The sequence below is a fragment of the Sphingomonas yabuuchiae genome, from assembly GCF_014199595.1.
GTDB lineage: Bacteria > Pseudomonadota > Alphaproteobacteria > Sphingomonadales > Sphingomonadaceae > Sphingomonas > Sphingomonas yabuuchiae.
Genome location: NZ_JACHNX010000002.1, coordinates 150,555 through 164,745 on the forward strand (window position 1 = coordinate 150,555; position 14,191 = coordinate 164,745).

At 64.9% G+C, this 14,191-nt stretch carries 13 protein-coding genes and 1 tRNA gene; 7 read left to right on the forward strand and 7 right to left on the reverse strand.

Going from position 1 to position 14,191, the window contains the following annotated elements; all coding sequences use genetic code 11:
- Positions 1 to 430: 430 nt before the first annotated feature.
- From GGQ89_RS03875 to GGQ89_RS03885, 3 genes are all read right to left on the reverse strand, one after another.
- A tRNA-Ile gene (locus GGQ89_RS03875) sits at positions 431 to 506 on the reverse strand.
- 159 nt (positions 507 to 665) lie between these two features.
- Complete coding sequence (locus tag GGQ89_RS03880) at positions 666 to 932, reverse strand: hypothetical protein (RefSeq protein WP_056434835.1); 267 nt, start codon at positions 930 to 932, stop codon at positions 666 to 668.
- A gap of 192 nt (positions 933 to 1,124) precedes the next feature.
- On the reverse strand, positions 1,125 to 2,522 hold the full coding sequence (locus GGQ89_RS03885) for a M20/M25/M40 family metallo-hydrolase (RefSeq protein ID WP_184104251.1): 1,398 nt from the start codon (positions 2,520 to 2,522) through the stop codon (positions 1,125 to 1,127).
- Between the two features lie 106 nt (positions 2,523 to 2,628).
- Between GGQ89_RS03885 and ettA the strand changes: the two genes are divergently transcribed.
- Positions 2,629 to 4,308 carry an energy-dependent translational throttle protein EttA gene (gene ettA, locus GGQ89_RS03890; RefSeq protein ID WP_056434837.1) on the forward strand — a complete coding sequence of 560 codons (1,680 nt, stop codon included), beginning with the start codon at positions 2,629 to 2,631 and terminating at the stop codon, positions 4,306 to 4,308.
- 148 nt (positions 4,309 to 4,456) lie between these two features.
- Positions 4,457 to 5,641 (forward strand): sensor histidine kinase, encoded by a 1,185-nt coding sequence (locus tag GGQ89_RS03895; protein ID WP_221238843.1) that lies wholly within the window; start codon positions 4,457 to 4,459, stop codon positions 5,639 to 5,641.
- A 34-nt stretch (positions 5,642 to 5,675) separates the two neighbouring features.
- Here the strand turns inward: GGQ89_RS03895 and GGQ89_RS03900 are convergent, their stop codons facing one another.
- From GGQ89_RS03900 to GGQ89_RS03915, 4 genes are all read right to left on the reverse strand, one after another.
- Positions 5,676 to 6,452 carry an NYN domain-containing protein gene (locus tag GGQ89_RS03900; protein WP_076716427.1) on the reverse strand — a complete coding sequence of 259 codons (777 nt, stop codon included), beginning with the start codon at positions 6,450 to 6,452 and terminating at the stop codon, positions 5,676 to 5,678.
- 26 nt (positions 6,453 to 6,478) lie between these two features.
- Positions 6,479 to 6,859: a DoxX family protein gene (locus GGQ89_RS03905; RefSeq protein WP_184104253.1), complete on the reverse strand. Its 381-nt coding sequence runs from the start codon at positions 6,857 to 6,859 to the stop codon at positions 6,479 to 6,481.
- Positions 6,860 to 6,971: 112 nt separating this feature from the next.
- Positions 6,972 to 7,454 carry a transcription elongation factor GreB gene (gene greB / locus GGQ89_RS03910; protein ID WP_184104255.1) on the reverse strand — a complete coding sequence of 161 codons (483 nt, stop codon included), beginning with the start codon at positions 7,452 to 7,454 and terminating at the stop codon, positions 6,972 to 6,974.
- A 30-nt stretch (positions 7,455 to 7,484) separates the two neighbouring features.
- A complete protein-coding gene (locus tag GGQ89_RS03915; protein ID WP_184104257.1) occupies positions 7,485 to 9,494 on the reverse strand; it encodes a lytic transglycosylase domain-containing protein in 2,010 nt (669 codons plus the stop codon).
- Positions 9,495 to 9,574: 80 nt separating this feature from the next.
- Between GGQ89_RS03915 and dapA the strand changes: the two genes are divergently transcribed.
- From dapA to GGQ89_RS03940, 5 genes are all read left to right on the forward strand, one after another.
- On the forward strand, positions 9,575 to 10,474 hold the full coding sequence (gene dapA / locus GGQ89_RS03920; RefSeq protein ID WP_184104259.1) for a 4-hydroxy-tetrahydrodipicolinate synthase: 900 nt from the start codon (positions 9,575 to 9,577) through the stop codon (positions 10,472 to 10,474).
- Positions 10,475 to 10,558: 84 nt separating this feature from the next.
- Positions 10,559 to 10,885, forward strand: a complete 327-nt coding sequence (locus tag GGQ89_RS03925; RefSeq protein WP_184104261.1) for a hypothetical protein — start codon at positions 10,559 to 10,561, stop codon at positions 10,883 to 10,885.
- Between the two features lie 79 nt (positions 10,886 to 10,964).
- Positions 10,965 to 11,444, forward strand: coding sequence for an SsrA-binding protein SmpB (gene smpB / locus GGQ89_RS03930; protein WP_007403364.1), 480 nt, complete (start codon positions 10,965 to 10,967; stop codon positions 11,442 to 11,444).
- On the forward strand, positions 11,444 to 12,019 hold the full coding sequence (locus GGQ89_RS03935; protein ID WP_056434844.1) for a DUF2062 domain-containing protein: 576 nt from the start codon (positions 11,444 to 11,446) through the stop codon (positions 12,017 to 12,019). The genes smpB and GGQ89_RS03935 overlap by 1 nt, the downstream gene beginning before the upstream one ends.
- A gap of 95 nt (positions 12,020 to 12,114) precedes the next feature.
- Entirely contained in the window at positions 12,115 to 14,172 is a 2,058-nt protein-coding gene (locus GGQ89_RS03940; protein ID WP_184104263.1) for a M13 family metallopeptidase, read from the forward strand.
- Positions 14,173 to 14,191 lie beyond the last annotated feature (19 nt).

A 14,191-nucleotide genomic window follows, 5' to 3' on the forward strand; every position in this document is an offset into this window, starting at 1 on the left:
TACAGGATCAAACCTCTCTCATCCATCAAGTCGAAGCTCCTAAAGAGCGAAATGGTAGGCTCTCTATGGCTTTCGTGAATTAGGCTTTCACCCGCTACCCGGACCAGTACCGCGAGGGCTCGGTCAAAGTCAGGCGCTTCGAAACCGTCCGCCTGTACAGGTAGATTATCGGCTATTTCGATAGAATATGTGGGCATTTGCATACAACTGCATGCCAAGTCAGAATGTCCATTAACTAACATAGGTTGGCTTAATTTAAAGTTCGGACGCATTTGCTTCACGGACTGGTCCGAGCCGTTGCGGTGCCGAGTGCCTCAGTGAAAGCCGTCATTAGCCCCTTGGCTCTCGGACTTCCACCGCAGGTTGCAGTCCCGATAAGTTAAGGCGGTGCCAAATAATTTAATAAATACAGAGGCTTATAGTGAGAATTTGGTGGGCCCGGCAGGACTCGAACCCGCAACCTAGCCGTTATGAGCGGCCAGCTCTAACCGTTGAGCTACAGGCCCCACCGCGAATGTCGTTAGCGTGATGCGGCCGGACTTCGCAAGCGTCGTGCGACAACTTTGCACAGGAAATCGGCCAAAGAAAAAGGGCGCTTCCGCATGGGAAGCGCCCTTTTCCGACATAGCAGTCGGCGCTTCGGACCCGAAGGTCCGACGCGACTATTACTGCATGTTGTCCGCCTTGGCGTCGGCAGCGTCACGGACGTTGTCGGCAGCGGCGTTCATGTTGTCGGCAGCGTTCTCGAGGGTCGCGGCAGCAGCAGCGTTCGAGGTGTTGTCCGCAGCGGCATCCATGTTGTCAGCCGACATTTCCATGTTGTCAGCCAGCATGTCCGCGTTGTTCTCAACAGCGGCAGCTTCCGGCGACTTGTTGCAGGCGGCGACGGACATCAGGCCGGCGGCAGCGAGAACGAAAGCGATCTTCTTCATTCGAATGCTCCCAAGCAAAGCAAAAATCGCGGCCGGCCCGAATGCCGTCGCGAAGCGGCTCAAATAACGTGCGGTTCATCGCGGTCAATCCGCAAAATTCATCGGATCGCAAGGTTCGCGACGAACCGATGGCGCGGATCGGGCTTTTTCAAGGCGTTGGCGTTACCAAACGGTTACCGCGAGACCGACGGTTCAGCGCGGGGTGACCGGGCCGATGGCCTCGGGCGCGTTGGCGACCACCGCAAGCATGGCGGTCCAGGCGGCGACATTCTGGCGAAGGGCCGCCGGATCGACGCGGTCCAATACGTCGTCGGGCGTATGGTGGGAATCGAAATAATCCCATCCCGACTGGTTCAGGTCGATCCCGGCGGTCCCGAGCTTGATCGTCGGGCCGATATCGGTGCCGTCGCCGCCCAGGCCGCTGCCCCGCGTAATGCCCAGCGGTGCCAGGGCGGTCTGCAGCCGGTCCGCGACCAGCTTGGCGGTGGTGGGCAGGTTGACCTCGAACCGCCAGACCCGGTCCGCGCCGAAGTCGCTTTCCGATGCCGTGGCGTGGCGCTCACCGGCATGGGCCTTGGCATAGGCCTCGCCGCCCATGCCGCCGACTTCCTCGGCGCCGAACCAGACGACACGGATGGTGCGGCGCGGCTGCCCTGCATCCATGATCCGCTTGGCCGCCGCGGCAGTGATCGCGATCCCGCTGGCATCGTCGATCGCCCCCGTCCCCAGGTCCCAGCTGTCGAGATGGCCACCGACCAGCACGATACCCGCCGACGGATCGCTGCCGGGCACCTCTGCAATCACGTTGCCTGATTCGCGAGTGCCGACCATGCGCGGGGTCAGGACCAGCTTCATGCGGACCGGCTGGCCCCGGCTGGCGATTCGCTCCAGTTGCTCGGCGTCAGGGACGGAAAGGGCGGCCGCCGGGATGGGCTTTACGCCTTCGGGGAAGTTGGTCGTGCCGGTATGGGGGAAGCGATGATGGTCGGTGCCGATCGACCGGATGACGATCGCGACCGCGCCGCGCCTGGCCGCCAGCGCGGGGCCGGTAAAGCGCGCCGTGCCATAGGCGCCATAGCCCGATCCGTCCTGGGTCCGGGGCATGGCGTTGCCGATATAGACGATCTTGCCGCGGATCGCGTCATCAGGCGCCGACTGGAACGCCGCCATGCTGGGGAAGACCGCGACCTCGCCCGTCAGACCGCCCGCCGGTGTCGCACCCGAATTGCCCAGCGCGGCCAGTGTCAGCTTCTGCGGGAAGGGGGCCAGGATTTCCGCGCTCTCCGCGCCGCGTTCCCACACCGGCATCCGATAGGGCTCGATCCGCACATTCTTGAACCCCAGCGCCGTCAGCCTGGCGACCGACCATGCCCGGGCGCGTGCCTCGGCTTCGGTGCCCGCCAGCCGCTGGCCGACTTCGGTCGTCAGTCCCTCGACGATATCCCAGGCGACCGTATCGTTCAGCGCCGCATCGCGCAGCCGTTCGACCTCGGGTGCGACGGTGGCGGGCGGGGGCGGAGGGGTCCGCTGTGCCAAGGTGGGGGAGGACAGGGCGGAGGCGGTCAAGGCCGCGAGAAGAAAGCGCTTCATGGGCCGGAGTGTTACGCAGCCGGTCCCGTTTGCCAACCGCCCGCGCAACCACTACATGGGCGGGCAAATATCCCACAGTCGAAAAAGCACGGAGCTCCGCGCCGCCATGGCCGTCCAATATACCTATGTGATGAAGGGTCTGACCAAGACCTTCCCCGGCGCCAACAAGCCTGTCCTCAACAACATCCACCTTCAGTTCCTGCCGAGCGCGAAGATCGCGATCATCGGCCCGAACGGCGCGGGCAAGTCCACGCTGATGAAGGTGATGGCGGGCATGGACACCGATTTCACCGGCGAGGCCTGGGCCGCCGAGGGTGTCCGCGTCGGTTATCTGGCGCAGGAGCCGCAGCTCGATCCGTCGAAGGACGTGATGGGCAACGTCAAGGACGGCGTACGCCCGATCGCCGATCTGGTCGATCGCTTCAACGCCATCTCGGCCGAGATGGGCGATCCGAAGGACGACACCGATTTCGACGCCCTGATGGAAGAGATGGGCGAGCTTCAGGCCAAGATCGATGCGGTCGACGGCTGGTCGCTCGACAGCCAGCTGGAACAGGCGATGGAAGCGCTGCGCTGCCCGCCGGGCGATGCCGACGTCACCCGCCTGTCGGGTGGTGAGAAGCGTCGCGTGGCGCTCTGCAAGCTGCTGCTCGAAAAGCCCGACATCCTTCTGCTCGACGAACCGACCAACCACCTCGACGCCGAGAGCGTGTCGTGGCTGGAGAATTACCTCAAGGAGTATACCGGCAACGTCATCCTCGTCACCCACGACCGTTACTTCCTGGACAACGTCGTCAACTGGGTGCTCGAGCTGGATCGCGGCCGCTACTACACCTATGAGTCCAACTATTCCGGCTATCTGGAAAAGAAGGCCAAGCGCCTGGAGCAGGAAGAGCGCGACGAGGCGGGCAAGCAGAAGGCGATCGCCGACGAGCTGGCCTGGATGCGTCAGACGCCCAAGGCCCGTCAGACCAAGTCGAAGGCGCGTATCCGCGCGTTCGAGGAGCTGATGGAGAAGCAGGAGAACCGCGTCGCGGGCAAGGCGCAGATCCTGATCCAGATCCCCGAGCGTCTGGGCGGCAAGGTGATCGAGGCCAAGGGGCTGACCAAGTCGTACGGCGACAAGTTGCTGTTCGAAGGTCTCGATTTCATGCTGCCGCCGGGCGGTATCGTCGGCGTGATCGGGCCGAACGGCGCGGGCAAGTCGACGCTGTTCAAGCTGATCACCGGCCAGGAACAGCCCGACGCGGGCACGATCGAGATCGGCTCGACCGTCAAGCTCGGCTATGTCGACCAGAGCCGCGACGAACTCGATCCCAACAAGAATGTCTGGCAGGAAATCTCCGACGAACTGGAGGTCTTCCGCTTCGGCAAGCAGGAACTGGGCACGCGCGCCTATGTCGGCGCGTTCAACTTCCGTGGCCCCGACCAGCAGAAGAAGGTCGGCCAGCTGTCGGGTGGTGAGCGTAACCGCGTCCACATGGCCAAGATGCTGAAGGAGGGCGGCAACGTCCTGCTGCTCGACGAACCGACCAACGACCTCGACGTGGAAACGCTGCGTGCGTTGGAAGAGGCGCTGGAGACGTTCGCGGGCTGCGCCGTGGTCATCAGCCACGATCGCTTCTTCCTCGACCGTCTCTGCACGCACATCCTGGCGTTCGAGGGCGACAGCCATGTCGAATGGTTCGAAGGCAATTACGAGTCGTATGAAGAGGACAAGCGTCGTCGCATGGGCGATGCCGCCGATCGTCCGACCCGTCTGGCCTATAAGAAGCTGACCCGCTGATCCCAAAAATGCCGGTTTTGGTGGCGCCCTTCCCGAGCGATCGGGGAGGACGTTGTCGTATCGGATGCTGGCCCACGGCTTTAAACCGATGCGGCCAATTCCCATCTCGACCGTTATAACGACAGGGTAACAAAGGGCGCGGTTGGGAATGGCGGTAGTGGAGCAGGCGCAAGGCGAGGATCGTGGGATCGCCGGCGCAGGGCAGTTGCATTATCGGCTCCGCCAACAATCGGTCCTCGCCGCCTTCGGGATCGAGGCACTGCGCGCCCGCGACCTGGACCCGATGCTGCAGCGGGCGACCGAGCTTTGTGCAGAGGGGATGCGATCTTCCTTCTGCAAGTTCCTGGAATATAAGGCGGACCGGGAAACGCTTCTGGTTCGCACGGGCGTGGGTTGGGGGCCGGGTGTCGTCGGCTCGACCGAGATGCGCACCGACATGGGCTCGCCCGCGGGCTTTGCGCTCCAGACGGGGCAGGGGGTCATCTCCAACCATCTCGACCAGGAAGAGCGGTTCCGGACGCCGCAGTTCATGGCCGACCACAAGATCCGCCGGGCGATCAACGTGCTGGTCGAGGCATCCGGCCAGCGTTACGGCGTATTGGAGGTCGACAGCCCGGACGAAGGCCGTTTCGAGGAGGCCGACCTCGCCTTCATGCAGGGTTTCGCCAATCTGATTGGCGTTGCCATCGAGCGGCAGGAGGCCGAGCGCCGTCTGGCCGAGGCGGTGGAGCATCAGCAGCTCCTGACCCGCGAAGCCAGCCACCGGGTCAAGAACAGCCTGGCCCTAGTGTCGGCCATGCTGAACCTCCAGAAGCAGGAGGATGACGATCCCCGTGTCCTCAGGATGCTGAACGATGCGCAGGCGCGGATCGCGGCCATTGCGCAGACCCATGACCGGCTGTGGCGCAGCGAGCGGGTCGGCATGGTGGCGCTCGACGATCTGGCCTGCGGTATCGCGGATCAGCTGGCCCAGCAGGCCAAGGATCATGAGGTACATTGCGATATCGAGACGATCGAGATGAACGCCGATACCGCGATCCCCATCGGATTGATGCTGACCGAGCTACTGACCAACGCGATCAAATATGCCTATGGCGAGGAAGGCGGCGTGATCGATGTATGCCTCCACGCGCGCGACGGGCAGATCGTCCTGTCGGTGCGCGACAAGGGCAAGGGGCTACCCGCTGATTTCGACATGAAGGTCGCCTCCCGCCACAGCCTGGGCATGCGGATGATCACCAGCCTGGCCCGGCAGTTGCGGGGTGAAGTGCGGTTCGACGACGCCGCACCGGGCACCTGCGCGACGCTGACCATGCCCGATCCGAGGGACTGACTTGATTCCTCCCTTACGGGGGGAATTTGATCGTTCACCGCACCCGCTTCACGAAGGTCCGGCCATCCTCTCGCCGCTCGGTCTGGAAATTGGGGACCGCCTCGATCAGGTCGGACAGCCGCTTGAAGCCGAAATTGCGCGTGTCGAAGCTCGACCGATTGCCCGCCAGCTGGCCCATCGCCGACAGGCTGGCAAAGCCGCGCTCGTCGCGCTTGACGGAATTATAGGCGTCGACCAGCAGCTTGAGCAGTTCCTCGTCAATCGGGCGCGGGGTACCCGCCGTGCGCTTCGCCTGTTCGATCGAGGGCGGTAGCGAGTCGGCCAGCGGAACATCGGCCGAAACCGGCTTGGCGCTGGCGGGGCGGGTCGCTTCGCCGATCAGCGCGCCGACATCGATGAAGCGGCTGCATGCCTGTTTGAATGCCTCGGGCGTGCGGCTGTTGCCGAAGCCATAGACGGGAAAGCCGTCCTGCCGGATACGCGTCGCCAGCGGCATGAAGTCGCTGTCCGACGACATGATGCCGAACCCGTCGATCCGCCCCCGGAACAGCAGGTCCATCGCATCGATGGTCATCTTCATGTCGGTGGCGTTCTTGCCCTTGGTCAAGTCGAACTGCTGCTGCGGCTCGATCCCGTGCTTGACCATGACGTCGCGCCAGCCCTTCAGGCCGGGCTTCGACCAGTTGCCATAGGCGCGGCGGACATTGACCGTGCCCAGCTCGGCAAGCACCGTGAGGACGGGGTCGATGGCCGCCGACTGGGCATTGTCGGCATCGATGAGCAGCGCGATGTTGCGGGTCAGGGCGTTCATGGCGCCCTGACTATCAGAGCTGCGGATCAGCCGCCACGCCGCATCGCATCGACGCCGATCGAACCGCCACCCGCCGCCGCGAGGTACAGGAAGGCGAAGCAATAGAGGATCGCCGCCTCACCACCATTGGCCAATGGCAGGAAACCCTGTGGTGCATGGGCCATGAAATAGGCGACCGCCATCTGGCCCGAGAGCAGGAAGGCCACCGGTCGCGTGAACAGCCCGACGAACAGCATTGCCCCACCGACCAGTTCCAACACGCCCGCCGCCGTCAGCAAGGGATTGAGCGGCATGGGGAAGGGGGGAAGCCCAAAGAATTTCGAGACGCCATGCGCCAGGAACATCAGGCCGAAGACGGCGCGGAACAGCGACAGAAGCGGGGCGGAGAAACGGGTGGGGACGGGCATGGCCGATACTCATTCACGAAGGACCGCGAGGATCGCCGTCCGTCGAGCATATTTTGCCGTTTGCCCAATCCTCAACAAGAACCGGATGCGAAACGAACCGTTGCGAATGCGGTTACGGATCGGGATAGGCGATGGCGATCACCTCATATTCGCGCTCGCCCGCGGGCAGCGTCACGCGCCGCAGATCGCCGACCGACGCCCCCCGCAGCGCCCGGACGAGGGGGGCGTTCCAGCCGACGCGTCCCTGGCCCGCATCGGCCTCGTCATCGCCGACCAGCGTCAGGACGCGCTCATTGTCATCCTCGTCCGCGATGGTGACGGTCGCGCCGAACCACACCTTGCTGCGATCCTCCTGCCGGGCAGGATCGACGACCTTGGCCGCCTTCATCCGCTTGGACAGCCAACCCAGCCGCCGGTCGATCTCGCGGAGGCGCTTGCGACCATAGATATAGTCGCCATTCTCGGAGCGATCGCCATTGCCCGCCGCCCAGGCGATCGTGTCGACCAGTTTGGGCCGCTCGACCCCAAACAGCGCCTCATATTCCTGACGCAGCGCGGCATAGCCCGCCGGGGTGATATAGTTGGGACGATCCATCGTCCCCCTCTATTCCCTATGCCGCCGCGATCAACCCGGCCGCGACGACTTGCCTAGATACCAGCTGAGCGGCGTCGGCCCCCGGCTAGTCGCGCGGGCGGGGTTCATCAGGTCGTAGACCACGGCATTTTCCAGCACCCGCTGCACATAGTTGCGGGTCTCGGAATAAGGGATCGCCTCGATCCAATCCACGATGTCGACAGTGCCGGTGCGCGGATCGCCATTGGCGCGCAACCACTTGTTCACATTGCCGCCTCCCGCATTATAGGCAGCAATCGCAAGTGGATAGCTGCCATAATTGTTGCGAATTCTCTCGAAGTAACTGGCACCCAGCTGGATCGACAGGTTCGGATCGGTGGTCAGCGCGGCGGGCGAGTAGGACAGGCCGATCTTGCCCAATTGCTCGGCGGCGGTGGCGGGCATCAGCTGCATCAGGCCACGCGCGCCCGCATGGCTGACGGCGGCACGGTCGAACTGGCTTTCCTGCCGCGCAATGGCATGGATGATCGTCCAGCTCTGCTCATAGCCGGTCGGGACCGGGATGGTCGGGAAGCCAGCCGCCGAATAATCGGTCAGCCCGTTCTGCATCGCGCTGCGCCCGACCATGACGGCCAGGTCGGGGCGGTTGATGTTCCGCGACAGGTCGGCGGCGAGAAGATGGTCGTTCTCGTCCTCCGCATCGGCCGCGATCTGGCGAATGAAGGCGCTCTGGTCCTGCCATTGGCCGATCATGCCCAGGAACTTGGCGGCGCGCACGGTTTCGCGGGCATCGAAGGCGGCGCGCACGGCAGGCGCGACATTGGTCGCGGCGATCGCGGGCGGCGCGACGAGCGGGCGACCGGTCCGCTCCAGCGCCAATTGGCCATAGAATTGGTCGCGATATTGCGCGGCCCGGCCGTAGAAACCTGCCGCCTCGGTCGACCGACCCGCCGCCTCGGCCGCGCGACCTGCCCAGTAAAAGCCCTTGGCGCGGGTCTGCGGCGATTGGCTGCCCCGGCCGTACCGGTCGAACAGCGTCATCGCATCGGCGGGGCGTGCCAGCTTCATCGCGCTCTGGCCGGCCAGCCAGACCAGGCTCGTATAATCGTCGCGCTCGCCATAAGGCTTGGTCGAGACGTCGGTGCCCGCCGGATAGGCATCGTCGACCTGCCGTGCGATGTCATAGGCTGTCTGCAACTGGCCGTCGGCCGCTGCCGCCCGCGCGTTGACCAGTAACGCCTCGTAGAATTTTTCGACATTGCCGGGTCGCGTCGCGAGTTGCCGCGTCCGGGCGAGCCAGGACCGCGCGGTCAGGCTGTCACCGGTGTCGCGCAGCCAGCTGGCGCGGTCGGCGACATAGCCCGCATCATTGGCATAGATTTCCGCCGTCGACGCAGACAGGCTGGCGGCATCCGCCGATTTCGAGCGGAAGGCCAGCCGCGCGGCGAAGATCGGACGCCGCGCCACGCTGGTATAATTCAGCTGTCGCGCCGCCGCACTTGTCTGCCCCGACCAGAGCAGCGCATCCATCCGTGCATCCTGGTCCTCCGGCGTCAGTGCGGAGGCGAAGGTCGACATGACCAGCGCTTCGTCATTCGGCGACAGCGCGCCGCGCCGCCAGGCCGTTCGCGCGGCCTGCGCCGCGTCCGCCGGTGCGCCGGTCGCCAGCAGGGCACGGGCATAGGCCACGCCGCCCGCCGCCGACTGGGGTGGGAAGCGACGGAAATAGGCGACGATGCTCGACGGTGCGGCGGTGAAGTTCGCCGCCTGCTTTTCGGCCGCGCGGCGGTTGCCCGCTTCGCCGGGCCAGCCGGGATGCGCCATCAGGAAGCCGGCATAGCTGTCGAACGGCAGCGAATCGGTCTGTTGCAGCGCGCGCCACTGGGCCAGCGCCGCCGCGATCGCCCCGTCGGCGGGGGCGGGCATCCCCTGCGTCGCCTGGTTGGGGCTCATATTCGCCATTTGCGTGCGATACCGGTCGAGCTGGTCCTGCCCGCCCGGCGTGATCATCGATCCAGCCAATGTCGCGAGGAGCGCCCCCGCCTTCGTCAATGCCATCATGGTGGACAGAATAGGGACTCTACCCGTACATGTCCTGAACAAATTGTCCCACTCGGCGCAGCAGGAGCGCATTTCCTCTCATGTTTTCAGGGTCCATTCCGGCGCTTGTGACGCCGTTCGACGATCAGGGCGGTCATGTCGGCGGAGCGTTCGACGAGGCGAAATTTCGGGATTTCGTCGAATGGCAGATTTCCGAGGGCTCGACGGCGCTGGTCGCCTGCGGCACGACGGGCGAAGCGGCGACCATGCCGAAGGACGAGCATTTCCATGTCGTGCGCGTCTGTGTCGACCAGGCGCGCGGCCGGGTGCCGGTGATCGCGGGCGCAGGCTCGAACGACACGATCGTCGCGATTGAAAATCTGAAGGCCGCGCAGGAAGCGGGTGCCGACGCCGCGCTGATGGTACCGCCCTATTATAACCGGCCGAGCCAGGAGGGTATCGCGCTCCACTTCGCCGAACTGGCGAAGAACGCGCCGCTGCCCATCGTCCTCTATAACGTACCCGGCCGCACCGTCACCGACATCCAGCCCGCGACGCTGATCCGCGTCGTCAAGGCGGCGCCGCAAGTCTTCGTCGGCGTGAAGGACGCCAGCGGGGCGCTTGCGCGCGTGTCGCATCATCGCGGGGCGCTGGGCGCCGATTTCTGTCAGCTCTCGGGCAATGACGACTTGGCGCTCGCCTTCAACGCGATGGGCGGGGTGGGCTGTATCTCGGTAACGGCCAATGTCGCCCCGCGCCTGTGCGCCGACTTCCAGGCGGCTTGTGCGGCCGGGGACATGGCGCGGGCGCTGGAGCTGCACGACCGGCTGTTCCCGCTGCACGAGGCGATGTTCACCGACGCCTCGCCGGGCCCGGTCAAGTACGCGCTCAGCCGCATCATGCCGTACTTCCCGCAAGGCGTGCGCCTGCCCATGACATGGCCGTCCGAGGCTTCGCGCGCGCAGGTCGATGCGGCGCTGGCCCATGCCGGGCTGATCTGACGCCAAACTTCTTTTCCGGGCCTTTCTTCGGCCGCAATCCCGGTCGACCATCGGCGTGATCGATGGGCACGGGAGAGTCGGCCGATGTGGACGGTGGTGATGATCGCTTTGCAGGCGGGTGCCGTGGCCGGACCCGTCCTGCCCATGCCGCGCAAGCCGTCGACGGCGCGGCGTTGTCCGCCCGGCGATACGGGCGACGATGTGGTGGTCTGCGGCCGCTCGTCCGATGCGGACCGGATCGGCACCATTCCCGATTATTCCAAACCCATGACCCTGCCCAAGGCGCGCACGGAAATAGCGGGCGTCGGCACGGTTTCCGCGGAGGCCGAGCAGGTCGATGTCGGCGGCATGCCGAGCAAGCGGGCCATGATCCGGATGACCATCCCGCTGGGCGGCCGCCGCAAGCCCTGAACGCCCCGTTCCAGAAACGGGATGATGCCGTCATCAGCGGCTTTTCATGACGGCATTCAGCGCCTACATCGGCCCGTCCATGCGCCCGAAACCCCAAACGTTCGACAAGAAGAAGATCGTCGCCGAGAACCGGCGCGCCCGCTTCGATTATGCCATCGAGACGACCTATGAGGCCGGTATCGCCCTGACCGGGACCGAGGTGAAGTCGCTTCGCTTCGGCGAGGGGTCGATCGCGGAATCCTATGCCGAGGTGCGCGGCGAAGAGGTGTGGCTGGTCAATTCGAACGTGCCCGAATTCAGCCATGGCAACCGCTTCAATCACGAAGCCAAGCGCCCTCGTAAATTGCTCCTTCATGAGCGCGAAATAAACAAGCTCCACGGTGCGGTGGCGCGCGAGGGCATGACCCTGGTGCCACTGATGATCTATTTCAACTCGCGCGGCCGCGCGAAGGTGGAGCTGGCATTGGCGAAGGGCAAGAAGGCGCACGACAAGCGCGATTCGATCAAGGAACGCGATTGGAAGCGTGAGCAGGGCCGTATCCTGCGCGATCGCGGCTGATGGCCTCGGCCGTGCCCACCCTGTGGGGCCGTTCCCTGGCCTGGGTCCGGCGCAATATGCCGACCCGCGATTCGATGGAAAACAACAGGCTGCTCCGGCCGGTCGCCCACCGTGTCCTGGCGCCCGAGTTGTGGCGCTTCACCCGGCGGTCGGTGCCGCGCGGCGTCGCGCTGGGCGTGGTCGCGGGGTTCCTGTTCCCGGTCGCGCAGATCGCGATCGCAGCGGTCTTCGCCCTGCCGTTCCGCGCCAATGTGCCGGTCGCGGCGCTGACGACCTTCATCACCAATCCGCTGACCACGCCGATCATCTGGGTCATCGCCTATCGCATCGGCACCTTCCTGTTGCGCAGTGAAACGCCGATCAACACCCAGCCGGTCGCCGAAGCCGCGACCGGTTGGCTGCAATGGGCGTTGAGCGCGTTTCACTGGCTTTGGGAGCAGGGGCCTGCCTTCGGCCTGGGCCTGTGCGTGCTGACCGGCGGATGCGCGGTGATCGGCTATGCCGCCTCGGCGCTCGGTTGGCGCGTTTGGATCGCGCGCAAATGGCGCAACCGACGGAAAAGCGTGGCAATCTGATAGCGGTATCGCGGTTTGACGTGACTTTCTAACGGTTTGACTGGGCGTATCGGCTCGCTACAACAGCGGCATCCATCTCCTTTTCGGGAATTCAGATGCGCTCTCTGCTGATCGCCGCTCTTCTTACGACCGCCATTTCCCCCGTCATGGCTCAGACTGCGAACCCCGTCGACAAGGCCGCCGTGGGCCCGGTGAAGCCCAATGCCAAGAACGGGCCCGAGATCGGCGATTTCGGTTTCGACATGGCGGGCCGTGATACGGCGGTGAAGCCGGGCGACGACTTTTTCGATTACTCGAACGGCACCTGGTACAAGGGCACGACGATCCCCGCCGATCGCTCGTCCTACGGCATGTTCCACGTCCTGCAGGACCGCTCGCTGGAGCAGACGCGCACCATCCTGGACGAGGCGACCCAGCAGCCGGGCAACAAGGCGGGCGACTTCTATGCCAGCTTCATGGATGAGGCCGCCGTCAATGCGAAGGGTGCGACCCCGGTCAAGCCGTGGCTGAGCGCCATCAAGGCGACCAAGAGCCGTGACGCGCTGGCGGTCGAGATGGCCAAGCTCCAGCGTCAGGGCGTCGGTGCGCCCTTCGGCGTCTATATCGGCCAGGACGACAAGGCGCCCGACACCTATATCCCGAACTTCGGCCAGAGCGGCCTCGGCCTGCCCGACCGCGACTATTATCTGAAGGACGACGCCAAGCTGGCGACGATCCGGACCGCCTATCAGGCCTATCTCGCCAAGATGCTGACGCTGGCGGGCGAGCCCAATGCCGAGGCGCGCGCGGCGGCCGTGTTCAACTTCGAAAAGGGGCTGGCGGGCGTTCACTGGACCCGCATCGAGAGCCGTGACGCGGACAAGACCTACAACAAGTGGATGGCGGCGGATTTCACCACCAAGGCGCCGGGCTTCCCCTGGGCGCAATATATGCAGACGCTGGGCGTCTTGGGCCGTCCCGCCTATCTGGTCGCGCAGCCGAGCGCGATCACCGGCGAGGCAAAGCTGTACAGCGAAGCGCCGCTGAACGTCCTCCAGGACTATGCGATGCTGAAGGTGCTGCGCAGCTATGCGGGTTATCTGTCGAGCGATTTCGACAAGACCAACTTCGCCTTCTACGGCACCACCCTGTCGGGCACGCCCGAGCAGCAGGCGCGGTGGAAGCGCGGCGTCGGCCTCGTCTCCAACGGCCTGGGCGAGGAAGTCGGCAAGCAGTATGTCGCCAAGTATTTCCCGCCGGAGTCGAAGGCCGCCGCCGATGCGCTGGTCAAGAACCTGATCTCGGCCATGGGCGACCGGCTGCGCAATCTGGAATGGATGGCGCCCGAGACCAAGCAGAAGGCGCTGGCCAAGCTCGCCGCCTTCACGCCCAAGATCGGCTATCCCGATAAGTGGAAGGATTATTCCGCGCTGCAGATCCAGCGCGGCGATCTGGTCGGCAATGTCGCGCGCGCCAATGCCTTCGAGTTCCAGCGGGACCTGAACAAGCTGGGCCAGCCGATCGATCGCGGCGAATGGTTCATGACGCCGATGACGATCAATGCCTATGCCAACCCGCCGATGAACGAGATCGTGTTCCCGGCGGCGATCCTGCAGCCGCCCTTCTTCGATCCGAAGGCCGATCCGGCGGTGAACTATGGGGGTATCGGCGCGGTGATCGGGCATGAGATCAGCCACCACTTCGACGATCAGGGCCGCAAGTATGACGCGACCGGCAAGCTGACCGACTGGTGGACGCCGCAGGACGTGGCGCGGTTCAAGACCTTCACCGACGCGTTGGTGAAGCAATATGATGCCTATGAGCCGCTGCCCGGCCAGCATATCCAGGGCGGCCTGACGCTGGGCGAGAATATCGCCGATCTGGCGGGCCTGACCGTCGCGCTCGACGCCTATCACAAGTCGCTGGGCGGTAAGGCCGCGCCGGTGATCGACGGCACGACCGGCGACCAGCGTTTCTATTATGGCTGGGCTCAGGTGTGGCGGACCAAGTGGCGCGAACCGGCACTGCGTCAGGCGCTGCTGTCCGACCCGCACTCGCCGGGTCATGAGCGGGTGCTGACCGTGCGCAACCTCGATCCCTGGTATGCGGCGTTCGGCGTCAAGCCGACCGACAAGATGGCGCTGACGCCCGAGCAGCGCGTCCGCATCTGGTAATCGACCGAATGACAGGCCC

Excerpts from the sequence above, each read along its gene's own strand:
- GGQ89_RS03900 (WP_076716427.1), bottom strand. The coding sequence starts at position 6,452 with ATGAACGCCCTGACCCGCAACATCGCGCTGCTCATCGATGCCGACAAT.
- greB (WP_184104255.1), bottom strand. The coding sequence starts at position 7,454 with ATGGATCGTCCCAACTATATCACCCCGGCGGGCTATGCCGCGCTGCGT.
- GGQ89_RS03885 (WP_184104251.1), bottom strand. The coding sequence starts at position 2,522 with ATGAAGCGCTTTCTTCTCGCGGCCTTGACCGCCTCCGCCCTGTCCTCC.
- GGQ89_RS03895 (WP_221238843.1), top strand. The coding sequence starts at position 4,457 with ATGGCGGTAGTGGAGCAGGCGCAAGGCGAGGATCGTGGGATCGCCGGC.
- GGQ89_RS03905 (WP_184104253.1), bottom strand. The coding sequence starts at position 6,859 with ATGCCCGTCCCCACCCGTTTCTCCGCCCCGCTTCTGTCGCTGTTCCGC.
- GGQ89_RS03935 (WP_056434844.1), top strand. The coding sequence starts at position 11,444 with ATGGCCTCGGCCGTGCCCACCCTGTGGGGCCGTTCCCTGGCCTGGGTC.
- dapA (WP_184104259.1), top strand. The coding sequence starts at position 9,575 with ATGTTTTCAGGGTCCATTCCGGCGCTTGTGACGCCGTTCGACGATCAG.
- GGQ89_RS03940 (WP_184104263.1), top strand. The coding sequence starts at position 12,115 with ATGCGCTCTCTGCTGATCGCCGCTCTTCTTACGACCGCCATTTCCCCC.
- smpB (WP_007403364.1), top strand. The coding sequence starts at position 10,965 with ATGCGCCCGAAACCCCAAACGTTCGACAAGAAGAAGATCGTCGCCGAG.
- ettA (WP_056434837.1), top strand. The coding sequence starts at position 2,629 with ATGGCCGTCCAATATACCTATGTGATGAAGGGTCTGACCAAGACCTTC.
- GGQ89_RS03925 (WP_184104261.1), top strand. The coding sequence starts at position 10,559 with ATGTGGACGGTGGTGATGATCGCTTTGCAGGCGGGTGCCGTGGCCGGA.
- GGQ89_RS03880 (WP_056434835.1), bottom strand. The coding sequence starts at position 932 with ATGAAGAAGATCGCTTTCGTTCTCGCTGCCGCCGGCCTGATGTCCGTC.
- GGQ89_RS03915 (WP_184104257.1), bottom strand. The coding sequence starts at position 9,494 with ATGATGGCATTGACGAAGGCGGGGGCGCTCCTCGCGACATTGGCTGGA.